This is a genomic window from uncultured Ruegeria sp., assembly GCF_947500045.1.
Lineage (GTDB): Bacteria > Pseudomonadota > Alphaproteobacteria > Rhodobacterales > Rhodobacteraceae > Ruegeria.
Genome location: NZ_CANMQQ010000016.1, coordinates 23,766 through 47,006, shown reverse-complemented (window position 1 = coordinate 47,006; position 23,241 = coordinate 23,766). Strand labels below are relative to the sequence as shown.

Annotated in this window: 21 protein-coding genes; 14 read left to right on the top strand and 7 right to left on the bottom strand. The window is 56.5% G+C overall.

Going from position 1 to position 23,241, the window contains the following annotated elements:
- Positions 1 to 2: 2 nt before the first annotated feature.
- The 5 genes from Q1B46_RS20170 to Q1B46_RS20150 all read right to left on the bottom strand — a co-directional run bounded on the left by Q1B46_RS20170 (position 3) and on the right by Q1B46_RS20150 (position 6,619).
- The gene (locus tag Q1B46_RS20170; protein WP_299951260.1) at positions 3 to 1,079 is read right to left on the bottom strand and encodes an ABC transporter substrate-binding protein; all 1,077 of its coding nucleotides are present in this window, start codon (positions 1,077 to 1,079) and stop codon (positions 3 to 5) included.
- Between the two features lie 53 nt (positions 1,080 to 1,132).
- Positions 1,133 to 2,185 carry an LLM class flavin-dependent oxidoreductase gene (locus tag Q1B46_RS20165; RefSeq protein WP_299668003.1) on the bottom strand — a complete coding sequence of 351 codons (1,053 nt, stop codon included), beginning with the start codon at positions 2,183 to 2,185 and terminating at the stop codon, positions 1,133 to 1,135.
- A 13-nt stretch (positions 2,186 to 2,198) separates the two neighbouring features.
- A complete protein-coding gene (locus Q1B46_RS20160) occupies positions 2,199 to 3,707 on the bottom strand; it encodes an aldehyde dehydrogenase (protein ID WP_299951256.1) in 1,509 nt (502 codons plus the stop codon).
- Entirely contained in the window at positions 3,704 to 4,702 is a 999-nt protein-coding gene (locus Q1B46_RS20155) for a flavin reductase (RefSeq protein ID WP_299951252.1), read from the bottom strand. Before Q1B46_RS20155 ends, Q1B46_RS20160 begins: the two co-directional genes overlap by 4 nt.
- 93 nt (positions 4,703 to 4,795) lie before the next feature.
- The gene (locus tag Q1B46_RS20150) at positions 4,796 to 6,619 is read right to left on the bottom strand and encodes a helix-turn-helix domain-containing protein (protein ID WP_299951249.1); all 1,824 of its coding nucleotides are present in this window, start codon (positions 6,617 to 6,619) and stop codon (positions 4,796 to 4,798) included.
- Between the two features lie 253 nt (positions 6,620 to 6,872).
- On the opposite strand from Q1B46_RS20150, the gene Q1B46_RS20145 reads away from it, so the two are divergent.
- Positions 6,873 to 9,407 (top strand): CoA transferase, encoded by a 2,535-nt coding sequence (locus Q1B46_RS20145; RefSeq protein ID WP_299951246.1) that lies wholly within the window; start codon positions 6,873 to 6,875, stop codon positions 9,405 to 9,407.
- A gap of 160 nt (positions 9,408 to 9,567) precedes the next feature.
- Here Q1B46_RS20145 and Q1B46_RS20140 read toward each other — a convergent pair whose 3' ends face one another.
- Complete coding sequence (locus Q1B46_RS20140; RefSeq protein WP_299951243.1) at positions 9,568 to 10,281, bottom strand: GntR family transcriptional regulator; 714 nt, start codon at positions 10,279 to 10,281, stop codon at positions 9,568 to 9,570.
- 229 nt (positions 10,282 to 10,510) lie between these two features.
- Between Q1B46_RS20140 and Q1B46_RS20135 the strand changes: the two genes are divergently transcribed.
- From Q1B46_RS20135 to Q1B46_RS20110, 6 genes are all read left to right on the top strand, one after another.
- Positions 10,511 to 11,698, top strand: a complete 1,188-nt coding sequence (locus Q1B46_RS20135; RefSeq protein WP_299668015.1) for an ABC transporter substrate-binding protein — start codon at positions 10,511 to 10,513, stop codon at positions 11,696 to 11,698.
- A 95-nt stretch (positions 11,699 to 11,793) separates the two neighbouring features.
- On the top strand, positions 11,794 to 12,663 hold the full coding sequence (locus Q1B46_RS20130; RefSeq protein ID WP_299668017.1) for a branched-chain amino acid ABC transporter permease: 870 nt from the start codon (positions 11,794 to 11,796) through the stop codon (positions 12,661 to 12,663).
- Between the two features lie 19 nt (positions 12,664 to 12,682).
- Complete coding sequence (locus Q1B46_RS20125) at positions 12,683 to 13,654, top strand: branched-chain amino acid ABC transporter permease (RefSeq protein WP_299668125.1); 972 nt, start codon at positions 12,683 to 12,685, stop codon at positions 13,652 to 13,654.
- Positions 13,651 to 14,433: an ABC transporter ATP-binding protein gene (locus Q1B46_RS20120; RefSeq protein WP_299668020.1), complete on the top strand. Its 783-nt coding sequence runs from the start codon at positions 13,651 to 13,653 to the stop codon at positions 14,431 to 14,433. Before Q1B46_RS20125 ends, Q1B46_RS20120 begins: the two co-directional genes overlap by 4 nt.
- Before the next feature lie 12 nt (positions 14,434 to 14,445).
- Positions 14,446 to 15,159 carry an ABC transporter ATP-binding protein gene (locus tag Q1B46_RS20115; protein WP_366871609.1) on the top strand — a complete coding sequence of 238 codons (714 nt, stop codon included), beginning with the start codon at positions 14,446 to 14,448 and terminating at the stop codon, positions 15,157 to 15,159.
- 7 nt (positions 15,160 to 15,166) lie between these two features.
- Positions 15,167 to 15,844, top strand: coding sequence for an aspartate/glutamate racemase family protein (locus Q1B46_RS20110; protein WP_299951235.1), 678 nt, complete (start codon positions 15,167 to 15,169; stop codon positions 15,842 to 15,844).
- A gap of 45 nt (positions 15,845 to 15,889) precedes the next feature.
- Here the strand turns inward: Q1B46_RS20110 and Q1B46_RS20105 are convergent, their stop codons facing one another.
- Positions 15,890 to 16,813 (bottom strand): LysR substrate-binding domain-containing protein, encoded by a 924-nt coding sequence (locus Q1B46_RS20105; RefSeq protein WP_299951232.1) that lies wholly within the window; start codon positions 16,811 to 16,813, stop codon positions 15,890 to 15,892.
- A 145-nt stretch (positions 16,814 to 16,958) separates the two neighbouring features.
- Between Q1B46_RS20105 and Q1B46_RS20100 the strand changes: the two genes are divergently transcribed.
- The 7 genes from Q1B46_RS20100 to Q1B46_RS20070 all read left to right on the top strand — a co-directional run bounded on the left by Q1B46_RS20100 (position 16,959) and on the right by Q1B46_RS20070 (position 23,012).
- Positions 16,959 to 17,450, top strand: a complete 492-nt coding sequence (locus Q1B46_RS20100; protein WP_299951228.1) for a TRAP transporter small permease subunit — start codon at positions 16,959 to 16,961, stop codon at positions 17,448 to 17,450.
- A complete protein-coding gene (locus tag Q1B46_RS20095) occupies positions 17,447 to 18,745 on the top strand; it encodes a TRAP transporter large permease (protein ID WP_299951224.1) in 1,299 nt (432 codons plus the stop codon). The genes Q1B46_RS20100 and Q1B46_RS20095 overlap by 4 nt, the downstream gene beginning before the upstream one ends.
- Before the next feature lie 36 nt (positions 18,746 to 18,781).
- Positions 18,782 to 19,774 (top strand): TRAP transporter substrate-binding protein DctP, encoded by a 993-nt coding sequence (gene dctP / locus Q1B46_RS20090; protein WP_299951221.1) that lies wholly within the window; start codon positions 18,782 to 18,784, stop codon positions 19,772 to 19,774.
- A 74-nt stretch (positions 19,775 to 19,848) separates the two neighbouring features.
- A complete protein-coding gene (locus Q1B46_RS20085) occupies positions 19,849 to 20,157 on the top strand; it encodes a (2Fe-2S)-binding protein (RefSeq protein WP_299951218.1) in 309 nt (102 codons plus the stop codon).
- Positions 20,144 to 21,541: an NAD(P)/FAD-dependent oxidoreductase gene (locus Q1B46_RS20080; protein ID WP_299951216.1), complete on the top strand. Its 1,398-nt coding sequence runs from the start codon at positions 20,144 to 20,146 to the stop codon at positions 21,539 to 21,541. The genes Q1B46_RS20085 and Q1B46_RS20080 overlap by 14 nt, the downstream gene beginning before the upstream one ends.
- Positions 21,538 to 22,653 carry an FAD-binding oxidoreductase gene (locus tag Q1B46_RS20075; RefSeq protein ID WP_299951214.1) on the top strand — a complete coding sequence of 372 codons (1,116 nt, stop codon included), beginning with the start codon at positions 21,538 to 21,540 and terminating at the stop codon, positions 22,651 to 22,653. The genes Q1B46_RS20080 and Q1B46_RS20075 overlap by 4 nt, the downstream gene beginning before the upstream one ends.
- A 14-nt stretch (positions 22,654 to 22,667) precedes the next feature.
- Positions 22,668 to 23,012 carry a RidA family protein gene (locus Q1B46_RS20070; RefSeq protein WP_299951212.1) on the top strand — a complete coding sequence of 115 codons (345 nt, stop codon included), beginning with the start codon at positions 22,668 to 22,670 and terminating at the stop codon, positions 23,010 to 23,012.
- Positions 23,013 to 23,241: the final 229 nt, after the last annotated feature.

Genomic DNA, 23,241 nt, shown 5'->3' with positions numbered 1-23,241 from the left:
GTTTACGTGAGTTTCCACTCGGTCCAGCGTTCGGTCAGGGCCGCGAGGTTATCGCGCCAGTATTCCGCATCGATCAGGAAGCCTTTCTCGGCATTTTCTGGTGTGGTCGCAAGCCACGGCAGCACGCTTTCTTCAACGCCAGCAAAGGCTGCCGGGTTGCAAGGTGCATAAGCCAGTGTGTTGGCCATCAGCGCCTGATTGTCAGCGTCTACGGTGGCATTCATGAAGTGCTGTGCCACCTCGGCATTTGGCGCGCCTTTCGGGATCACCAGATAGTCGATAGAGCGGATGTTCTGGTTCCATGTCAAATCGACCGGCGCACCCTTTTTGTTCACGTCAAATGTCCGACCATTGAGCAATACACCAGTGCCCACTTCGCCATCCACGAAAAGCTGCTGCGCGGCTGAGTTCGAGGTATACCAGATCACATGATCCTTGATCGTGTCGAGCTTGGCAAACGCACGATCCACATCAAGCGGATAGAGGTCTTCGGGTGCAACGCCATCCGCCATCAGGGCGATCTCGAGCATTGGATAGGCGCGGTCGCGCAGGGCGCGCTTGCCGGGGAATTTCTCGACATCGAAGACATCTGCCCAGCTTTGCGGTGCGTTCTCGCCGACCACGTCGGTATTGAAGGCAATGTTGTAGGACCAGATGATGCAGCCGATGCCCTTTGCGTGAACATAGGCTTGATCCAGCGGGCTGGCATCCACGATGTTGAAATCCAGGTCCTCGAAAAGCTCTTCGTTGGCTGCAAGGAAGGTGTCGGTCACGTCCACCACATCCCAGATGGGTTGGCCGCCCTCAACCATGGTCCGCAATTTGGAGCCGTTCATCGGGCCGTCCTGAATGACGGTTGCGCCGGTGGCTTTCGTGAACGGGTTGCAATATGCGGTCTCTTGCGCCGCCTGATAGCTGCCGCCCCAGCTGGCAAAGACCATCTCGCGGCCTGACAGATCAACGGCCGCAAAGGCCCCACGCGTGCCAATGCTGAGCGCCGCCAGCGAGGCCGAGGCGCAAAGCGATGTTTTCAGGAAAGTCCGGCGGTTCAGCCCGCCTTTGGGTGTGGTCTTGGTCATTTCCTTGTCTCCTTGTTGAAGTTCGCTGTTTTTTTATTGTGGTAATCCGATAATCAAGCCACCATTTCCTTGGCGCGGAAATGCGGGATGACATGCTCACACCACAGCTCCATCGAGCGGATATTCCGCTCGCGCGACATGCCAAAGGCGGGGCCAATCATGATGTGATCAATGCCCGCAGCTTCATAGCGTTCCAGCTTGGCGATCACTTCATCGGGGGTGCCAAACATCAGGTTCTCGGCCAGCGCATCGGCCTGATATTCATCGCGGTTGGCAACGATGTCAAAATCCACCGGCTCGGGGAAGCCATTGGTGACTGTGCCAATACCCTTGAAGAGGTTCTCGAAATTGCGGCCAAAGTTGATGGCACCGCGCACGGCGTCATCGCGACCGGCCTGATCATCATATACCGCAGCCAGACGCATCGTGGTGTGCTGCAAATGAGCCGAGCCGGGTACGCTGGCCTGTGTTTCGTTGAAACGCGTGACGAGGGTCTCGACCTCTTCGAACGGGCGACGCAGAGCTGTCGACAAGATGTTGCAGTTGTTCTGAAGTGCAAATTCGAACGTATTGGGATCACGCGCCGCGATCCACATGGGTGGATCCTTTTGCAATGGCTTGGGCACGCAGGCCACCGAGGGGAACTGCCAGATTTCACCGTCATGGGCGTAGTCGCCCTGCCAGAGCGCCTGTACCGCCGGGATGATTTCCCGCAGATAACGCCCGCCTTCGCCTTGGGGCAGGCCACCGGCCATGCGGTCGAATTCATACTGATAGGAACCACGGCCCAGCCCAAGCTCTAACCGGCCACCGGTCAGCACGTCGCACATGGCGGCTTCACCGGCCAGGCGGATGGGGGTCCAATAGGGGGCTGCCACGACGGCGGTGCCCAGGCGTACATTCTTTGTATGCGCGGCCCAGTTGGTCAAAACCTGAAATGGGTTGGGCGAAATGGTCAATTCGATCGTGTGATGCTCGGCGGTCCAGACAATATCGAACCCACCCTGATCAGCGATCCGCACCATGTCGAGCGCCTCGGCCGCCACGTCTTCCATCGACCGTGACGTATCAAAGCGCGCCATGTTCACCACTGCGGAGAACTTCATATTCTAATGCTCCTTATTTTGTCACCCGCATCACGAAGGCGTCTTGCTGAGCGCCCGAATAGTCAATCACGACTGTTTTGATGCGGCTGTATTCCTGAATGGCGGCAAAGCCGTTGTGTTTGCCATAACCCGAATCCTTGAAGCCACCCGAGGGCGACATGATCGAAGGGCTACGGTAGGTGTTGATCCAGACCATGCCGGCCTCGATCCTGCGCATAAAGCGCAGCGCGCGATTTATGTTGCCCGTCCAGATGCCCGAGGCCAGCGCGAAATCGCTGTCATTGGCTTGGGTCAACAGGTCGTCTTCATCGGTGAATTTGAGGATGCCCAGCACCGGGCCGAAAACCTCTTCACGGGCGATATGCATGTCGTTGGTGACATCGGTGAATATGGTGGGTTCTACGTACCAGCCATCGCCCAACCCTTCGGGCCGCCCGCCACCAAAGGCAAGTGTGGCACCCTGCGACCGGGCGGTCTCGACAAACTCGGCGACCTTTTCTACCTGACTCCAAAGCGCCAGAGGGCCAAGCTGTACGTCATCACTCCGGGGGTCACCAATTTTGATGGCACGCGTCTTTTCAATGATCTTTTCGACCACCTCGTCATAGACATTTTCCTGCACGAAACAGCGTGAGCCCGCCACACAGGTCTGCCCGGCAGCGGCAAAAATACCTGCAACCACGCCATTGGCGGCGGCGTCCAGATCGGCATCGTCGCACACCACATGGGGGGATTTGCCGCCCAGTTCCAGCGAGGCTGGCGTCAGTTGCTCGGCAGCATTGCAGGCAATCACCCGGCCCGTTGAGGGTCCGCCGGTGAAATCGATCTTGGCAATCCCTGGATGGCTGATCAGCGCATTACCTGCACTATGGCCGTAGCCCGTGATTACATTGAAGACCCCGTTGGGAAAACCTGCCTGCGTCATCAATTCAGCAAAGGCAATCGCCCCGACCGAGGCATGCTCAGACGGCTTCACTACCACGGAATTGCCGCAAGCCAGCGCAGGCGCGATTGCACGGATCATCATGAAAAGTGGTGAATTCCACGGAATAATCACCCCGATAACGCCCAAAGGCTCGCGTACGGTGAAATTCAGCATATCGGGCTTGTTGACCGGTATGGTCGTGCCTTCGATCTTGTCGGCCATTCCCGCAAAATAACGCAAGCCTACAGGCAGGGCCTGCGCAAGCGCGCGCATTTCCCGCAAGAGCTTGCCATTGTCCTTGACCTCGATCTCGGCAATGCGTTCGACATTCTCTTCAAGGATATCGGCCAGGCGCAACATCAACGCGCCGCGTTGGCTTTGGGTGATATCGCGCCAGGCGGGATTGCGCATCGCGTCACCGGCGGCGCACACGGCGGCGTCCACCTCTGCATCGCTGCAATCGGAAATCCGGCACCATACCTGACCGTTGGTCGGGTCAAAGCAGTCAATCTCGGGGCCATCGGATTGGCGATATTCGCCGTTAATACTGATTGGCAGACACGTATCCTGCAGGGCGCTAACGGTAAAGGCGGTCATCTAGTCGCCCCTTCTTCATTCATGAGTTTGCTCCACGGAGTGGCATTTCGGTCGATTGTGTGAACTTGTCCGGCGCTTTTGGTGCCGTCGATGTAGAGCCCGAACCGCGCATTGCGGAACTCGGTCTGATACCGATGCACGGCGGCGCGGACTGGCTGCGGCGTGATGTCTTGCAATGGCAGATCATCAACCGAGAACAGGCGATAGCCTTCTGGTATGGTCCCGGCAGGCATATCACCCTGAAAAATCAGCCAGGTGGCATTGCCCGATGGTGCATCAAATACCGAATAGAGAAAGCCGAGTTCTGCGCTGATTCCATTGGCGGACAATTCTTCTTCCAGCGCGGCGCGGCCTTCGCGGAACCCGGAACGTGCGGCGCCCATGGGCAGGCTCCAGCCCTCGGACGTTTGGCGCAACAATATCTTGCCGTTGCATTCCAGCAGGCCGCCGACGCGGATGCCACCGTGGTGCGAGATTGATTCCGCAGTGGTCTCGGCCAGACCTAGATCAAGGTAATGCCCCCGCAAATAGGCCAGTGGGCGACCGTCAGACTGGTCAAACCCGGCAATGCGCCCAATCAGGATCATATGATCGCCTGCATCTACGATGTTGTCAGTTTCACAGTCAAACCAGGCAATGGCATCGTCGATCAGCGGATTGCCCAGCGCACTGTCTGACCACTGCGTTTCAGCAAAGCGGTCATCCACACGGCTTGCAAAGCGGGCCGAGACGTCCTTTTGCGTCTCACTGAGAATGTTGATCGCAAAACGCCCGGACCGGGAAAAATGGCCGATATTCGAGGAGGATTTGGCAAGACACACGAGCAACAGGGGTGGGTCCAGCGAAACAGAGGTAAACGAGTTGGCAGTAAAGCCAATCGGCGCGCCATCATCGCTGCGCGATGTCACAACCGTTACACCGGTCGCAAAGCTGCCAAAGGCCTGCCGTAGCTGCCGGCGTGGATCGCTGTTACCATCTTCTTTCTGCGATGCCATCTGCGGCATTCCCCCTGTCATTTTTGTTAAGACTAAGGGGGGAAGCGGACGTGTGACTTCCACCGAGTTGATCTAGATCAAATTATTTTTTTCCTACGATTCGTAGTAATTTATCAGTTTCATTAGCCGAATCGCCAGATCAATCTCGAAACACTTATCAGAATCATTGAAATTCAACCCATGCAATTCCTGCAATTGATCCAATCTGTATCGCAGGGTTGTGACATGGATTCCCAAGGTGTCGGCGGCTTCTTGATAGCGGCGACCGGACCGCAGGAAAACCTCGATGGTTTCGCGCGCAACCCGTGCTTTTCGGGTATCTGCGCGCAGTACTTCGGGCAGCGTGTTTTGCTGAAAGGCTTGAACCCTCCCGATCTCGGCCGAAGTCATCAAGGCCGGCAATTCACCCATGTTCATCTGGCTGATCCAACCATCAAGGTGCATCGAACGGGCTACATTCAGCGTATTGAGACCTGTCTGCCGGGCCTTGGGCAGATCACTGATGTCCGTGATTTTGTCGGACATCACCAACGCCACCTTCTCGGGTAGCACCGACCTTACGCGGGATAGAAAAGCCTTGCGCCCATTCTCGGCCTTGCCAGCCGCATCCCCCAAAAGCAGGACCAACTGTTCTTCCAGAACACATGAGATTGTTGGCCCCAAAATGGTCTGGGCGCCGCGCTGGATGAAACTATGTGCCCCTTCGTCGACCATGCGCCCTTCGGGCAGGCTGATCATCACAAGCCGCATATCTGCCTGAAGATCGAAATCCAGTATATGCGCTTCGTCGAACATCTCTTCGCGATCACGCCAGTCCCCTGACAACAACCGCGCCAGTACACGGCGCGCTGTCACGCGGCGCGAACGGAACTCGATAAAACTGCGCAGGATGAATGACGAGAGTGCCAGCCTTCCAGCCTTGGCCGCGATACGCTCGTGATCGTTGAGTGCGGCGTTACCAAAGAAGAAAAGTGTGCCGACGTGGTGTCCGTCAATCTGTAATGCACTGACTTCTGCGCGAATGCTTGAACCCATGATGCGCAATTCCATGGGTTCCTCGCTGGCATGTGTGCCTGCATCAATCGCCGCGCGGATCAATTCATCTGAAACGCGACGGACCGACAGGTCCGGTAAGGGCGGCGGCGTGGACGGATCGAAAAGACCTCGTCCGGATGTCAGATCGATTGCCAGCCACCCAGCCGGGAACAACTTGCTAAGCCCGCCTGCAAGCGCATCGGTCGCCTCAGATTCCAGCGTCTTGCCAAGCGATGCGGTCATGCTTTCCAGAATGGTTTTAAGCCGCAGTGCCTGCAGCCGTTCATCATCCAGTTTCTGAATCTTGCGAATGGCAATATTCGTCAGTTCGGCGACACATTGAAGAAACCCAAGATCGGCATCATCTACGGTCACAACCTTCTTGGCAGCTACCGAATAGACGATCGGGCGGCCTGTCGCATCGGTCACATCCAGCGGTATCATCACCGATGTATGGTAACCGCGCAGCATGGCATCATCGCGAAAGCCAGGGAAATCATCCTGCGCCGCTGCATCGTGCATGATGAAAGGCTCGCCCTTTTGCAGTACATGGCCAACCGGGCTGGTACGTGCATCCCAACCGGGCACTTTGCTTAGATCTCCGCCGTAATAAGGATCATGGCGCACGATAGGCACTGCCAGCCCTGCGTCCACATCCAGAACCTGAATGCTGCTGATATCCCACTTGGAATGCGCGCAAACGCCTTGTGTCAGTAACTGGTACGTCTCTTCGGCATTCTGGCTTTGGTCTATGACACGGGCCAGTCTGGAAACTTTATACAGTTGGTTGTCCGTTCTCGCGTAGGATTTATCCCGCAACTCGTCCCCCGACATCGGATGGTGATTGTTTTCGGACCACTTCCAGCCCGGGTTCAGCAGCACAGCTGAACAGGCTATCGGAGCAGTCTGCTTACGCTAGCCTTAATGGCGCAGGCCAGCAACAGATACAGGGCGCGGCGACCCAATGATTCGTTTCAGTGGATTAAACTATGCTGGATCTCGCGCAAGGGTTCCAGCACACAAGCCAGGAGCGTGTAAGAGATCTTCTCGAAGAGAAGGACGTTGGTGATAAACGACATCATTTTGTCCGATGTGGATTAGATTTTTGACGTTTCTGGACAATATGGATGCGAGCATGAAGGTTAGCTTTCCTGAAAACGCAACCGATGTTCCACCCGACCAAGTGAAAGATTCCGATCGAATGAACGACCGCCCCTTGTCGAATATCAGAGTTCTCGATTTTGGCCAGTACCTAGCCGGGCCGCTTGTCGGCATGATGCTTGCTGATATGGGGGCCGATGTGATCCGTATTGATCCACCCGGCGGCCCCCGGCTTAAATCCCCTGCGGCTGATATGTTGTCGCGGGGTAAAACTGTTCTCGAGCTGGACCTGAAAACCGCGCGCGGGCTACAAACAGCCCAAAGCCTTGTCGAACGTGCCGATGTTGTAATCGACAATTTCCGCCCCGGCGTTATGAACCGCCTGGGATTGGGGCCCGATGCGCTGAGCGCAATCAACCCGTCAATCATATCGTTGTCGATGCCCGGCTTTGCTTCGGCAGATCCCGAGCTGCCGGAAATTGCCGCGTGGGAAGCCGTGATCGCAGCGCGAACCGGTCAATTTACCGATATGGGGCTGAACCGGCGGCTGATGGGGATAAACCCATCTTTCACGCCGTTGGCGCTGGCTTCGGCATATGGGTCGACCTTTGGTGCAATGTCGGTGCTGTTTGCGCTTCAAGCGCGCACGCGCAATGGCGGTGAGCATATCGAAGTACCGTTGGCCTCGGCGTTGCTGGAAGGGCTGGTCTACAATTGCCAGCGGATCGAGGATTATCCTGAACGCTATAAATCGCCGCGTGAGGTAGAGCTTGAGAGGCGCGCTGCGGAAGGTCTGCCAACGACACTGGCGTTCCCGGAGCTTTCAGAATTCCTCGACCCGTTCTATCGAACGTACCCCTGTGCCGATGGGCGGGGCTTTTACGTCGTGGCTTGCAGTATTAAGGGGCATCCTGAACGTGCGCTGAAGACGCTGGGTCTGGGGGAGCTGGCAAAATCTTTGCCTGATTTCGACGCTTATCTGGATCAAGCCGTCTGGCCCGAAGGCTGGTCGATGCGCAACTATCCTGTAGGCGCGTCCGATCGGGCGCGCGTCTCTCATGCAATGAAAGAGGCTTTTCTAACCCGTCCGGCTCATGAGTGGGAAGAAATATTCGGAGCAGCCAAAGCGCCAGCCACAGCGCAGCGGACCACGAAAGAGTGGCTGGATGATCCACATGCTTTGGCCTGTGGTCTGGTACTGCGGGTCGATGACCCCAAACATGGAGAGATGCGGCAGATGGGCAATATCGCCTGGCTGGCAAACGACCATGGTGCGGCTGACAAGCAAGCCGCACGCCCGGCGGATCTGGATACGCTACTGTCGGAGGAGTCGCGCAACAACTCTGCTGTTGAAACCGCCGGTGGTGGGTGGCTCGATGGCTTAAAGGTGTTGGACCTCACCAATGTCATCGCCGGGCCGACCATTGGATCGACCCTCGCCCGGTTTGGGGCCGAGGTCACGCTGGTTCAGCCTGCGTCGCCGTCGGTCGACCCGTGGAACGCTGTTGTTTTTGGCATGCATGCGCATCGCGGTAAGGAAAGTATCCTTCTGAACCTGCGCACCGATGAGGGGCAGGACATACTGGCCCAGCTGATCGCCGAGGCGGATGTGGTTACGATGAACGGTACAGACGCGCAGCGCGATGGGCTTGGCCTGTCGCCAGAACGGATGAGAGAGATAAATCCGCGATTGATTTTGGTTCAGCTCGACGCATTCGGAGGGCCGATGCAGGGGCCAAAGTCGAACCACCTCGGTTATGATGATTTGGCGCAGGCGGCGACGGGTGTGATGCTTCGGTTTGGCGGCGGTATGGACACGCCTGAAGAGCACGCGCATTTTGGCACCATAGATGTGCTGACCGGATATTGTGCCTGTGTCGCGCTTGGTGGTGCCTTGGTTCAACTCAAGCGCACCGGCGAAGGCAGTATCGCCAGGGCATCCCTGGCCGGCGGCGGCAACCTGATCCAGGCCGAGTTCATGTATGACTTTGACGGACGGGCACCCTTTGATGAGCCTTCGGGGCGCGAAGTTCTTGGTAGTGGCCCCTATTATCATTGTTATCAGGCCGAGGACGGCTGGATGTTCTTTGCAGCTCCGACAGAACGCGAGGCCGCACTCTCTAAGGTAACAGAGTTGAATGATCTGGCTGATTTGAAAGAGGCAGAGCTGCAATCAGCGCTCGCCCAGCGTTTCGCAACCAAACCAGTGGCCTTCTGGGCCGCAGCGTTGTCCGAATCATCCAGCGCGGCGGTGCCTTTAGGGTCCCTGCATGAAACCCGAGATGCCTCTTTGCAGCTTGAAAGCGAAGGGGCGATTGATCTGACTAAGGACACCTTCCGGGTGATCCGCCACGATCAGCATCCGATGGGGCGCTGGTGTGATCTAGTGGCTCCGAATGCTGTCAGGCCCAAGCGCAGCCGTATCACAATCCCTTCGTATATGCCGAAATACGGCCACAACACGCGGGATATTCTGACGCGCCTAGGATTGGACAACGAATCCATCGACAAGTTAATTGAATCGGGTGCTGCTGCCACGCAATGGTCAGAAAAATATCTTCCCGAATGAGCGAAGACGAGAATACCCGGAACTTGTTAGATATCGCGGGGCTTTTGCGCAGTTTGCAAAGCACATTTATACACAAGTGGCATAAAGCGGGGCGAGAACTGTAGATGGTCTTTTGGCTACTGCAGCGCTGCTTGCCTGGCGGGTTTTACAACGAAATCGACTACATACGCCCAGTGAGAATCTTGGCCAGATCGGGTTCAACATTCTGCGATTGCTTCAGATCCAGGCTGTTTTTTACATGAAGCAGGTGGTGTTGAATGTTGTCTTCCGCAGATTGCGGGTCACCGCTTACAATTGCATCAATGATCGATGCGTGTTCGTCGTCGGGGCAGGATGAATCCTTGTTGGTTCCAAACAATGCAACGATCAAAGACGACCGGGTCACCAGTTCCCGAACGACGCGCGTGAGGACCGAGTTGTTGTGGCATTTGGCCAATTCGACATGAAATTCGCCAGAGAGCCTGATAATTTCAGTTTGGTCATTCCTTGCCCGCGCATCATCTTCTTCTTTTATGTGTGATCGCAGCGCATCGACGCCTGCGGTGCTGATCTCTCGGGTTAATTCGCGCACGATGCCGGTTTCGATCATGAGGCGCGCTTCAAAAACCTCGCGGGCTTCGTCGGGGCTGGGGCAGGCGATAAAGGCACCTCGGTTAGAGCGCAGTTCAACGATGCCCTGACTGCTCAACAACAATAGGGCACGGCGAACGCGCATACGACCGACGCCAAAGGTCTCACATAAGGTTTGTTCGCTCAACTTGGTTCTGGGCGCGAGCTTCTGCTCCATGACAGCAGAATAGATCCGATCCACAATAATTTGCTCGTCGGGATCAGCGCGTAAAGTGTCTAGTTTCTGGTCAGTTGCGTTCGTCATCTCGTTCGGCGTTGGTGGAAAAGGGTTGAAGATTGTTAATAGCTGCAAGGCCGTCTTCTGACAATATATTGGTTGTCAGTTAACAATATCAACAACGGTTTTGACAAAAAATGTTGACATAGATTGTTAACAATGCAGAAATTGGTGGCATCACCGGGATTCGACCTGTGACCTTTTAGTTGTTCAAAACGCCCGGAAGAGGCGCCGAAACCTCAATAGGGAGGAAATAATGAAACGCAGAAATCTGATGAAATCATCGGCTGCCTTGGCCTTGGCCGTGTCCGTACTCGGATCGGCGGCCTGGGCGGAGAACCCGGTGCTCAAGATCGGTTTTGTCGGGGTAACCTCGGGGCCGGCGGCGGCCTGGGGTATCTCGAACCAGCGATCGATGGAGGCGCGGGCTGACTGGATCAACGAATCCGGCGGTTACAAGATCGGTGACACCACCTATGACATCGAAATCGTCTCGTTCGATGATCAGAAGGACCCCAAGCGCGCGATCGCCGGTATGGAGAAGATGGCGCAGGAAGGCATCCACTATGTGGTTGGCCCTAACGTGGACGATGGCGCAGCCGCTGTTCGCCCCGTCGCCGAGGCGCAGGGGATCATGTATTTCCCATATGCCTTCCCGAAAGAGCTTTACTCGGCACCTGCATCGAATGCGGTTCTGGGCATGGTCGCAAACTATCAGTCAGGTCCTGCGATTTATAAGTACCTGAGGGACGAAAAAGGCGTAAAGACCGTGGCCTTTGTTGCCGCCAACGAGTCGGACCCGCTGAGCCAGCGGGACGGCGGGATCGCCGCAGCAAATGCGCTGGGCCTTGAAGTTGTTTCAGACAACGTGACCTATCAGGTGGACACGACCGACTTTACTCCGGTTCTGACGCCGGTCATGCGAACGCAGCCTGATCTGCTGGTTCTGTCGGGTGTCTCTCCCGCCAATGCTCCACAGCTGATCCGCTCGGCCCGTGAACTTGGCTTCCAGGGTGTCATTTCAACTGAAACGGCGCAGGATGCGACGGTTTTGCGCGAAGGTGCGGGTGATTTGGCCAACGGATTTATTTCCGTGGGCGGTGCCTCGACCCCTGAAATCGCGTCAGATGACATGAAGGAGTTCGTCAAGCGTTATACCGATATGTTCGGTGAATATAACGACGAGTCGAACACCAAAGTCTATGCGCTGGAATATATCCTGGCGACCCTGAACGCCAATCCGGCGGGTATCGAGGATGTGAACGCATTCCAGACGACAATGGATACGTTCGAAGCACCGAACCCCTTCATGAAGGGTGACGCAAAAATGCGGTATGTCGGCACGACTTCTTTCGGGCAAAAACGCCAGATCGCCGTGCCACTGGTGGTGAACGTCTACCAAGACGGTGTGTTTGAAACACTCTTTGTTGCCGAAGTTGACTGAGGCCAATCTCCCCAACTAGGCGAAAGCCTAACGGGCCTCTAACCCTCCCGGGCTGATGATCAGCCCGGGATACCCGAACCTTATGCGGGACACTCATGGAACAGATACTAGCAAATGGCATCTATCTGGGCGCGCAATATGCGATGATCGCCCTGGGATTGACGCTGATCTTTGCCCTGATGAACGTACTGAATTTTGCTCACGGACAAATGTACGTACTCGGTGGCTTCGTCACTTATACCTTTTACGGACAACTTGGTTGGCCATTCGTTATCGCGCTATTGGCGTCCTGCATCACTCTGGCCGTGCTTGGAGCGCTCATTGAGCGATTTTTGTTCGCGCCGGTCATACGACGATCATCCCGCGAGGAGAGTACAATGCTTCTGGCGGCGGGTCTGGCGTTTCTGTTCGATGCGATCATCCTGCTGGTCTTTGGTGAAAAGCAGCGCGGTGTTCCCAAGATCGTCGATGGCGTCTTCAATTGGGATTTCAAGTTGATCATGCCCTATGATCGCATCCTGATTTGCATATTGGCCATTCTGTCCATCGTCACTTTCATCCTGTTCATGCAATACTCAAAAACCGGCCGTGCCCTGCGCGCGTTGGCGCAGGACAGAACGGCAGCGCAACTGATGGGCGTGAATGTCAGCCGTTATTCGATGATCGGATTTGCCCTCGGCGCGATGTTGGCCGGGCTGGTTGGCGGATTGCTGGTGACGATCACGGGCGTCAACCTGGGTATGGGTGGACCGACCTCGATCAAGGCCTTCATGATGGTGATGATCGGCGGCGCGGGGGTGATCTCCGGCGCGATTGCGGGCGGGATCATCCTTGGCTTTATGGAAGCCATCGGTCTCGCTGTGCTCTCGCAATATGGCGATATCACTTATCTGCTGATCTTCGTCTCACTGATGATTTTCCTGGCCATCCGCCCGCAGGGCCTGATGGGCAAACCGTGGGGATAACGCAGTGCCGAAACTATCAATGATCCAATGGGCCGGTGTGGCAGTCTTTCTGCTGGCCATCTTCATCGCAATCCCCGGCTTTGTCGCCGCTTCCGGACGGTCTGATCTGTACTATACGCTGACGTCGGTGGCGCTATTGTCCATTGCCAGTGCGGGTGTCTGGCTGACCTTCTATATCGGTCGCATCAACATAGGGCAGGGCGCTTTTGCCCTGATTGGTGCCTACGTCTCGGCCATTCTGGTAACCAAGGCGGGCATCTCGTTCTGGCTGTCCTTGCCGCTGGCGGGCCTGTTTGCGGCAGGCGTGGCGGTGCTGATCGGGTTGCCGATCCTGCGGCTGCGAGGCGTCTATTTTGCCATGATCTCGCTTGTATTGACGCAGGTGGTCACGTTGACGGCGCTGGCCCTACCCATCACCAATGGGGCCAAGGGCATCACCTCGATCCCCTTGCCGGGGGGTGTGTCAATCTTTGGACTAACCCTGATCCCGGATTTCGCAACTTTGGAAAACCCAAGACTGGCTTTCTACTATGCGGCCAGTGTTCTGATGGTGCTGACCTTTGCGGCCATGTACCGCCTGGTGAACTCACGCCTTGGCCATCTATGCCGCTCGATGCAGCAGAACGAAGAACTGGCAAGCTCGATCGGGGTGAACATCTCGTATATCCGGGTCATCGTGTTCTCCATCTCGTCGTTCCTTGGCGGCATTGGTGGGGCTATGTTCGGCTCAATCGCGCAGTCGGTCTATCCTTCCAGCTTTCAGGTTGCTGACAGCGTGAACTTTATGCTGAACTGCTTCCTGGGTGGTCTGGGCTACGTCTTCGGTCCAATGCTGGGAACGCTGGTGCTGTACTTCGGATGGGATCTGCTGTTCGAACTTGGACGTTTCCAACTGCTGGCCTATTCCAGCCTGCTGATCATTCTGATGCTGTTCCTGCCAAACGGGCTGCTGAGCCTGCGATTGCCGGGCAAGAAAGGAGCGGACAAATGAGCCATCTTCTGGAAGTCCGCCATGTCACCAAGAAATTCGGTGGCCTGACCGCGAACAGCAATATCTCGTTCAACGTCAATGAAAACGAGATCCTGTCGGTGATCGGACCGAATGGCGCAGGTAAAAGCACGCTGTTCAAGATGATCTCATCGTTTCTGCCGACAACAACAGGCGAGGTATTGTACAAAGGTGAGAGGATTTCGAACCTGAAGCCGCATGTGGTGGCCCGCAAGGGAGTGGTCCGAACCTTTCAGGAAACCACAATCTTCAAGTCGATGACCGTGCGTGAAAGCATCATCGTTGCCCAGCACTTGCGCGCCCGCGCCTCATTGGCGGGGTATTTTTGGGGCACAAAGACAGCGCATGAGGATGTCGCCAGTTTCGGCCAATATGCCGATGACTTGATCGAGTTCCTCGGCATGACCGAGATCGCCAATGAACAGGCCTCGAACTTGCCACAGGGCAACTTGCGGGCGCTGGGGATTGCGATTGGACTTGCTACCGATCCCAAGGTGCTGCTGCTCGACGAACCTTTTGCCGGGATGAACCACGATGAGACCATGAAAATGGTCAATCTCGTGCGCAAGGTTCGCGATGATCGGGGTGTCACCGTGCTGCTGGTGGAACATGACATGCCTGCGGTGATGAATATTTCCGACCGGATTGTCGTCTTGAACTTTGGCGAAATGATCGCCGAGGGCACACCGGCGGAAATCCAGAACAACGAAAAGGTCATCGAAGCCTATCTGGGCAGCGCCGATGACGAAATCGGGATTTGAACCATGAGCAAGATGTTGGACTTTAAGGATGTCGAGCTCTACTACGATCACGTCTACGCGCTGAAGGGTGTGTCGATTGATCTGGAGCAGGGCGAAACCGTTGCCCTGATTGGTGCCAACGGTGCGGGCAAAAGCTCGATCCTGCGGGCGATTACCGGGTTGGCAAAAATCAAGTCAGGTTCGGTGGCGTTTGAAGGCGAACAGATCGCCGGAACAAACCCGGCCGAGATCGTCTCGAAAGGTATCGCGATGGTGCCCGAGGGGCGGCGCGTCTTTCCCTATATGTCTGTGAAGGACAACCTGCTGATGGGGGCGTTTACCCGCTCGGATAAGGCAGATGTTCAACGCACGCTGGATTCTGTTCTGGAACGGTTCCCACGCTTAAAAGAGCGCTACAGCCAATCGGCCGGTACCCTGTCGGGCGGAGAACAACAGATGATGGTGATAGGGCGCGCCCTGATGGCCAAGCCGCGATTGTTGTTGCTGGATGAGCCGTCGCTGGGGATTGCGCCCAAACTGGTGCAGGATATCGCCCGGTCGATTGTGGCGATCAACCGTGATGAGGGCGTTTCAGTGCTGTTGGTCGAACAGAACTCGCGCATGGCGCTATCGATCTCGCACCGTGCCTATGCGTTGACCACAGGAAATGTGGTGATCTCGGGCAATTCAAAAGAACTTTTGACAGATCCCCGATTTAAAGCCGCCTATCTGGGCGGGGAAGTATGAGGATGTTGTGAAGCTGCTTGTCGTCAACCCAAACACCACCAGTTCCATGACCCGCAAGATCGAGGACGCGGCACGCGCCGCTGCGCATCCTGAAACCAAGATCATAGCTGCGAATTCACAAAACGGTCCCGCCAGCATACAGGGCTATCTGGATGTTTCTACCTGCATTCCCGGGCTGTTAGACGTTGTGAATGCGCATCCGGACGCGGATGCCATTGTTGTTGCATGTTTCGATGATACTGGTGTCGATGCCGTGCGCTGTGTCACCTCGGCACCGGTCATTGGTGTTGGGGAAGCAGCCTATCATGCGGCATCCATGATCAGCCCAAAGTTCAGCGTCATAACCACCTTGTCCCGGTCTCTGGCAGGGCTTGAGGCTAACCTGTTGCGATACGGTTTGGATCGCAGATGTGTGCGGGTTCGTGCGTCAGACGTGCCGGTTCTGAAGCTCGAGGAAAACGATCCTGCGACGATCGACAAGATACGGTCCGAAATTCGGGCTGCCATTGACGAGGACAGAGCCGAAGCCATCGTTCTGGGCTGCGCAGGGATGACAGATCTGATGTCGCTCTTGTCGCAGGAATTCAATTTACCAGTCGTAGATGGCGTAGCTTGTGCTGTGACCTTCGCCGAAGCCCTGGTCAAAGCCAAGTTGACGACGTCCAAGCTGTGCTCCTACGCGTGATTATTAAATGATCGTAGGTATTTAGTATGTCTTCGTGTTGCGCTTTCAGGCACCTTGGAACTGTTCGTTCACCGTCTGAAGGGCCGCTTGCAACTGCAGAATGAACTCGCTTGCCAATGCGGATGGTGGGCGGTGTGCCGGGCGCATGATCGAGACGTTCAAAGCGACATGGGGTCGAAATGCCCGAAAGACGACCGGTCTGGGTTCTGGCCGCATTTTGACATATCCTGCCGCTGTGATCGGGTCGCAGATACAATAACAAAGGCCTTTTCCCACCAGTGTCAAAGCCGGGTTGAATGTTCTGAGCTCGAACCGTTGTTCGAAACTGGCCTTTTGACTGGCGAAGGCTCGTTGGGTGGCCACCAAATTCGGATGTCCGTCCTGCAGTCCAGCCATCGGGCGGCCTGACAGATGCCGGGCGTCGACTGTGTCCAACTGTGCCAGCGGATCGCCTGCCGGGATCGCACACACGCATCTCATGTCAAAGTCGACGGTTTCAATCGCCGCGGTGGGCTTTGGTGTTTCACCCAACCCGATGTCATATTGCTGAGAGGCGACCCATTCCTCGATCACCGGTGATGCGCGCATCATCAGCGATGCTTTCACATCGGGCTTGTCCAACAGAAATTCGCCCAGGATCTGTGGCATCAACAGACTGGCGGCAGCGGGCATGCAGGCGATGTTCAGGCGACCTTTGGTCAATGCACCGATCTCGCGCATGGTTCGGGTCGAAAGCGACAAGCGATCCAGTATCGCTTCAGCTTCGGTGATGAAGTACTGAGCCTCGGGGGTGGGGGCCATTTTACCACGTTGCCGACGGAACAGGGCGATCCCTAATTCTGCTTCGAGGTTTGCAACCAATGCGCTGATTGCCGGCTGCGTTCGACCGAGGATTCGCGCGGCATCAGACACCGAACCGGTCCGCATGACCTCACGAAAGGCCTGTAATTGGCGAAAACTGAGATTCATTTACCTTTGATATTCCATGATTTTTTTAAATCATATAAAGTAACTTTATTCACCAATCAATTTAATCGCTTTGACTTAATGCAATGCTCTCGCAATTTTTCCTGTCACGGATGCGCCACCTGCATTCGTTTTGACGGAGGGGGAAATGACACGCTTTGCAAGTGTCTTGCTGACGGTACTGATCTGTCTGGTTGCCATTGGGCAATTCGTGCAGGTGATCACTCGATATGTGCTGGAAATCCCTGTTATGGGGCTGGAAGAAAGCCTGCTGTATCCCACGCTGTGGCTTTACATGATGGGTGCTGTCAACGCCTCGCGTGAGAATACCCATATCCGCGCCAACGTGCTTGAGATCTTTCTGAGCACCGAACGTCAGCGTCAGGTGCTTGCCGTGATCGGAGAGGTCATCAGCCTGATCGTAGGCATCTGGCTGACCACCTGGGCCTGGGATTTCACGAAATACTCGATACGGGTCTGGCGCGAGAGCCCGACGCTTTATTTGCCGACCTTCTATGTCGATATCGCACTGTTCGCCGGGCTGGTTCTGATGATGATCTTCACCGCATGGCATCTGCTGGTGCATTTACGCGCACTGTTCACCCCCTCCACCCCCGCCCCTGAAGGAAACGCACAATGATCGAGATCGCGCTGCTTGCCGTCCTGGTTCTGGTCATTCTGCTGACGTTGGGCGTGCCGCTGCCCTATTGCTTCGGGGCGGGGCTGATGGTGATGTATTTCGCCGGTGACGTAGTCATGAAAGGCAACATGCTGTGGGGCTTCCAGCAGCTTGGCAACCCGGTACTGCTGGCCATTCCACTGTTTGTTCTGGCTGGGACGATCATGTCCGTCTCGGGCATCGCTGCGAGCCTTCTGAACTTTGTCAACATATTCATCGGCCACCTGCGTGGCGGTCTGGGCGTTGTGGCCACCGTGTCCTGTGCCCTGATCGGGGCCATTTCAGGATCCGGCCTGACTGGTGTTGCTGCGATCGGGCCCTTGCTGATCCCAGAGATGGAGAAACAGGGCTATCCCCGCGCCTATGCGACGGCGCTGATCGCCAATGCCTCGCTGCTGGGCCTTTTGATCCCGCCTTCGGTGACGATGATCGTGTACGGATGGGTGACTGATACATCCATTCTGGCTTGCTTCCTTGCAACACTCGGTCCCGGCCTTCTGATCATGGCCAGTTTTTCCGTCGTCAACATTCGCATGGCGCGCAAGTTCCCTCTGAAACTGGATGAGCCGTTGAAAGGGCAGGCCTTCGTGTCCGAAGCAACCTCTCGCGGGCTTAAGGCGACACCCGCCTTGCTGATGCCCGTAATCATTCTGGGCGGCATCTATGGCGGCATCATGACCCCGACCGAGGCTGCCGCCGTGGCCGTGATCTATGCGATCCCGGTGGGTTTTCTGATCTACAAAGGTCTTGATATGCGCACTTTCTTCGGCGCGGGCCGAGAGGCCGCGACTTCTGTGGGCGCCATCATGCTGATGATCCTGTTCTCGATGATCCTTAGCCAGATGTTCGTGCTGGAAAGCGTGCCACAGGCGATTGTCGAAGCGATCTTTTCGGTGACCGAAAACAAGGTCTTGCTGCTGATCCTGATCAACATCCTGCTGTTTCTCGTCGGTATGGTCGTGAATGACGTCACCGCCATCATCCTGATTGCGCCGCTATTGCTGCCGCTTATGCAGGCCATCGGTGTTAGCCCGATCCAGTTTGCCGCGATCATGGGTGTGAATACCGCCATGGGCGGTGTGACACCGCCCTATGCCTCGATCCTGTATCTGGGCGCGCGTATCGGTCAGGTGCCGGTCACCAAGGTGATCCGCCCGGCCATGACCCTGATCCTGCTGGGTTATCTGCCCGTCGTTTTCCTGACCAGTTTCTGGCCGGATCTGTCGATGTGGTTGCCTCGTTTCTTTGGCTACTAAGCCACCCATTTCATCACTCACGGAGGAGACTTATCCATGATGAACTTTCTGAAATCCACCTGTCTGGCTGCGGCCGTTGTAGCAACGGCGGGCATCGCTGCCGCCGAAACCCTGAAGGTCAGCCACATCCGCCCTCAAGGCGCGACCATCGATAATGAACTGCGTGCCTTTGCCGATGGGCTGAAGACCGCAACCGACGGTTCGTTGGAGCTGAACCTGTTCCCGGCATCCGCCTTGGGTGACTACACGTCTGTGCAGGAGCGGATTTCGGTTGGCGCAATCGACATGGCCGTGCAACCTGCGGCAACGGCGGTGGATCGCCGTATGCAAATCTCGGCCTTCCCCTATGTCGCGGCAAACTGGGACGATGCAAAAAAGATCTATGGTCCCGGTGGAGCTATTCACACGGCCATGAAGGATCTCTATGCCAAGCAGGATATCACCATGCTGGCAGCATATCCCGTGTATTTCGGCGGTGTGGCACTGAACACAGACGCCGTGAACCCCGGCGATCCGGCCACTGCTAAAGGCATTAAGGTGCGCGTCCCGGGCATCAAAAGCTTTCAGCTAACCGCTGACGCGCTGGGCTATATCTCGTCACCCATACCGTTCTCTGAAGCGTTCACAGCCGTACAGACCGGCGTTGTGGATGGTGTCGTGGGTTCGGGCGCTGAGGGCTACTATGCCTCGTTCCGCGACGTGACCACATCCTACGTGCCTGTGAACACGCATTTCGAGGTTTGGTACATGATCATCAACTCGGGCGCGCTGGCTGAACTAAGCGATGAAGATCGTGCAGCGCTGGAATCCGCGGCGTTGGCCTTCGAAGCTACGCGCTGGGAAACCGCCGAGGCCGATCAGGGTGCATTCGAACAGAAGCTCGCTGACAATGGCGCAACCATCGTGTCGCTGACAGACGAAGAGCTTGCCGCCACTGCTGCCCATGTACGTGCGCAGGTTTGGCCGCAGGTCCTTGAGGACGTGGGCCAGGATTGGGGACAGGCCATTCTCGACCAGATTGGTCAGTAACCAATAGAACCCCACGAACGGGCAAGGCGTGCTCCTCCCTGCGCCTTGCCCATTTCCCCGACGGAGATCAGCCTATGTTTAGATCGCTGCAATCGGATGACCACAATCTGATAACGCTGAGCGTAAATGGTCGGTCAGTCAAAGCCCGCAAAGGTCAGTCGGTCTGGTCTGCGATGGCCGTGGCTAGTGAGGTCGTAACCCGCAAGGCGGCTTTGTCGGGCAACGCGCGCAGCGCGTATTGCGCCATGGGTGTCTGTTTCGAGTGTATGGTCGAAATTGATGGTCTTGCCAATCAGCAAGCCTGCCTGAGCCGCGTGGCTGAAGGGATGAACGTCTCGACCCAAGTGATAACCGAGGATACTGAGGCAGATGCAGGCCTTTGATTGTGCCATAGTTGGAGCGGGTCCTGCCGGTATGTCTGCCGCGCTTGCGCTGACGCAGGGCGGAGCAGACGTGATTGTGCTGGATCGGGCAGACCGGGCAGGGGGGCAGATCTATCGCTCTGCCTCAAGCAGTCCTTTGCCTGACGCTGCAAGCCTTGGTCCCGATTATGCGGCAGGCGCCGATCTTATCACCCGATTTGAACGATCCGGGGCAAAACATCTTGCCGGGGCTGATGCATGGCATATCGGCGATGACGGGAGGATTCTGTTTTCCTATCAAGGCGATACCCGCGAATTGCATTGCCGCGAAATGCTGTTGTGCCCCGGCGCAATGGAGCGGCCCATGCCCATCCCGGGCTGGACCTTGCCCGGTGTCATGACGGCCGGTGCAGCACAGGTTATGCTGAAATCAGATGCCGTTGTTGCGGACGGGGCGGTATTCGCCGGGTCCGGTCCGTTGCTGTATCTGATCGTAGCGCAATATCTGCGATTGGGCGTTCGTGTTGCCGCGCTTGTCGATACGACCCCCCGACGGCACTACCTGGATGCCGCGCCTTTGTTACCACGCGCCTGGCGACAGGTTGGACAACTGCGCAAAGGCTTGTCTTTGCTGCGGGAAATTCGCGCGGCGGGCGTCGATACCTACCGCTATGCGGAAAATCTTGAAGTGATTGGGGAAGAAACGGCGAAAGGGCTGCGCTTTAGCATATCAGGTCAGCCGCACGAGGTCTCCGCCGATACCGTGTTCCTCCACCACGGCGTCCAGCCCAATCTGAATATGACCCGTGCGATGGGGTTGGCCCACCATTGGAATAACGCGCAGATGTGCTGGCAGGTTACTGTAGATGAATTCGGCCAAAGCGCGATTTCGCATGTTTCGGTTGCCGGCGACGGGGCCGGGATTGTCGGCGCAGACGGTGCATGCGCAGCGGGCCGGGTGGTGGCGCAGAACATGCTCTACCACCTAGGACGTGTTTCCCGGACCGGCAGGGATCGTAATTCTCACGCAGATTTGTACTATTTGTCGTCGATGAAGCCATTTCGACGTTTCATCGACTGTCTGTACCGCCCGACAGAAGCTTTGCGATTGCCGCGCGACACGGAAACCCTGGTCTGTCGCTGCGAAGAACAGTCGTTGGGTGATCTGCGTGCAGGTTTCGAACAAGGTGCGCGTGATCCCAACGCGCTGAAGTCCCTGACCCGTTGTGGAATGGGCCCCTGTCAGGGTCGGCAATGTGGTCATGTAGTGACCGGGCTTTTGGCGCAGTGGCGAAAAGAATCCCCCGATGCCGTGGGATACTATCGGCTGCGCAGCCCTCAGCGCCTGCTAACAGTGGATGAGCTTGGCCGATACAACACAATCCCCGCAGAGGCCGCGAAATGAAGGCGGACGCTCTGATCATCGGTGGTGGTATTCAGGGATGCGCCACCGCCTATCATCTGGCACGCAAGGGCGTATCGGTGATCGTAGTCGAAAAGGACTACGCCGGGCGGCATGCATCGGGCGTGAATGCGGGCGGCGTGCGTCTGTTAGGCCGGGATATGGCCGAGGTTCCGTTGTCGAAAGCATCGATGGAGATGTGGCAAACCCTTGATGAAGAGCTGGGTCACGACACCGGCTTTCGCCGCCAGAGCCTGATAAACATTGCCGCAGATGAAGGCGATCTGGACACATTGCGCGCCCGCGAAGCCAAGATGCATGAGGCCGGATACGCGTATGAGCGGATGATTGATCAGGCCGAACTACGAGACCGGCTGCCGCACGTGAATTTCGATTGCGTGGGTGGCGTGATTTCTGAGCTGGACGGCTATGCCATTCCGTATAAAGCCACGTCCGCCTTTCGTCTGGCGGCAGAAAATCTGGGTGCGAAGGTGATTGAAGGCGAGGAGGTACTGAGCCTCAGGCGGGTCGGAAATACTTGGCTGGCGCAAGGCTCTCGGAACGCTTACGAGGCCGAAGCGGTCATCAATTGCGCCGGGGCCTGGGCCGACCGGATTGCGCTGATGATTGGGGACAATGTCCCTCTTAGCCATGCTGCGCCGATGCTGATGATCACTGCCCGGATGCCGCATTTCGCCAAACCGGTTGTAGGTGCAGTCAGCCGTCAGCTCAGCTTCAAGCAGTTCGAGAATGGCACCGTACTAATCGGCGGGGGGGCCAAGGGTTTTGCTGATCGGGCCAACAATCGCACGCGGTTGGACTATGCCAAGCTTGCCGCTGCCTGCCGTACAACGGCCGAGTTCTTCCCAAACATGCGCAAAGCCAGCATCAACCGGATGTGGGCGGGACTTGAGGCCTATATGCCCGACAACCTGCCTGTGATCTGCCCTGCCGTAAATGCCCCACGCGCTTTTCATGCATTCGGCTTTTCTGCGCATGGCTTCCAGATGGGCCCCATCGTTGGGCAGGTTCTAGCGGATTTAGTGACTGGTGGCCAAAGCCGTTTCAATCTATCGCCTTTCCGCATCGACCGATTTGACCGCAAGGTCCTGTAATGGAGATATCCGACATGACAATCACCCGTATCGAAACCGGCCAACGCATGAGCAAGATCGTCAAGCACAATGGCATTGCCTATCTGTGCGGCCAGACTTCGGATGCCGCCACAGTCGCGGATCAGACCCGTGAAATTCTGGCCAAGGTCGAGGATCTGTTGGCAAAGGCGGGCAGCGACAATACCCGCATATTGCAATGTGTGATCTGGTTGGCAGACATGGCGGATTTCGCCGAGATGAACGCCGTCTGGGATGCCTGGGTCCCGGAAGGGCACGCTCCGGCCCGTGCTTGTGGCGAAGCAAAACTGGCGCGCGATGCACTGAAGGTAGAGATGATCGTCACGGCGGCTTGCGACTGATTTCAAATCAGAGAAATGTCAATGTGATCTGAAAAATCAGCAAATCATGTGATCGCCCTAAAAATCCTCGGGGCGATCCGTTAGCGCCGGCAACGAAACGCAATGCTCGCCTCACCACACAGACCCTTTGGCACAAATCGGCCTTGGTTGATATATTCAAGCTATCCGCTTGCAGATAGCTCGACGTATCTAACCCAAGCCTCATTCCCAACGAATAAGAAGTGCCGTA

What these genes read in the sequence shown, in the direction of transcription:
- Q1B46_RS20120 (WP_299668020.1), top strand. Translation starts at nt 13,651, where the DNA reads ATGAGCCATCTTCTGGAAGTCCGCCATGTCACCAAGAAATTCGGTGGC.
- Q1B46_RS20130 (WP_299668017.1), top strand. Translation starts at nt 11,794, where the DNA reads ATGGAACAGATACTAGCAAATGGCATCTATCTGGGCGCGCAATATGCG.
- Q1B46_RS20070 (WP_299951212.1), top strand. Translation starts at nt 22,668, where the DNA reads ATGACAATCACCCGTATCGAAACCGGCCAACGCATGAGCAAGATCGTC.
- Q1B46_RS20165 (WP_299668003.1), bottom strand. Translation starts at nt 2,185, where the DNA reads ATGAAGTTCTCCGCAGTGGTGAACATGGCGCGCTTTGATACGTCACGG.
- dctP (WP_299951221.1), top strand. Translation starts at nt 18,782, where the DNA reads ATGATGAACTTTCTGAAATCCACCTGTCTGGCTGCGGCCGTTGTAGCA.
- Q1B46_RS20085 (WP_299951218.1), top strand. Translation starts at nt 19,849, where the DNA reads ATGTTTAGATCGCTGCAATCGGATGACCACAATCTGATAACGCTGAGC.
- Q1B46_RS20095 (WP_299951224.1), top strand. Translation starts at nt 17,447, where the DNA reads ATGATCGAGATCGCGCTGCTTGCCGTCCTGGTTCTGGTCATTCTGCTG.
- Q1B46_RS20135 (WP_299668015.1), top strand. Translation starts at nt 10,511, where the DNA reads ATGAAACGCAGAAATCTGATGAAATCATCGGCTGCCTTGGCCTTGGCC.
- Q1B46_RS20140 (WP_299951243.1), bottom strand. Translation starts at nt 10,281, where the DNA reads ATGACGAACGCAACTGACCAGAAACTAGACACTTTACGCGCTGATCCC.
- Q1B46_RS20100 (WP_299951228.1), top strand. Translation starts at nt 16,959, where the DNA reads ATGACACGCTTTGCAAGTGTCTTGCTGACGGTACTGATCTGTCTGGTT.
- Q1B46_RS20075 (WP_299951214.1), top strand. Translation starts at nt 21,538, where the DNA reads ATGAAGGCGGACGCTCTGATCATCGGTGGTGGTATTCAGGGATGCGCC.
- Q1B46_RS20160 (WP_299951256.1), bottom strand. Translation starts at nt 3,707, where the DNA reads ATGACCGCCTTTACCGTTAGCGCCCTGCAGGATACGTGTCTGCCAATC.
- Q1B46_RS20145 (WP_299951246.1), top strand. Translation starts at nt 6,873, where the DNA reads ATGAAGGTTAGCTTTCCTGAAAACGCAACCGATGTTCCACCCGACCAA.
- Q1B46_RS20155 (WP_299951252.1), bottom strand. Translation starts at nt 4,702, where the DNA reads ATGGCATCGCAGAAAGAAGATGGTAACAGCGATCCACGCCGGCAGCTA.
- Q1B46_RS20080 (WP_299951216.1), top strand. Translation starts at nt 20,144, where the DNA reads ATGCAGGCCTTTGATTGTGCCATAGTTGGAGCGGGTCCTGCCGGTATG.
- Q1B46_RS20170 (WP_299951260.1), bottom strand. Translation starts at nt 1,079, where the DNA reads ATGACCAAGACCACACCCAAAGGCGGGCTGAACCGCCGGACTTTCCTG.
- Q1B46_RS20125 (WP_299668125.1), top strand. Translation starts at nt 12,683, where the DNA reads ATGATCCAATGGGCCGGTGTGGCAGTCTTTCTGCTGGCCATCTTCATC.
- Q1B46_RS20105 (WP_299951232.1), bottom strand. Translation starts at nt 16,813, where the DNA reads ATGAATCTCAGTTTTCGCCAATTACAGGCCTTTCGTGAGGTCATGCGG.
- Q1B46_RS20115 (WP_366871609.1), top strand. Translation starts at nt 14,446, where the DNA reads ATGTTGGACTTTAAGGATGTCGAGCTCTACTACGATCACGTCTACGCG.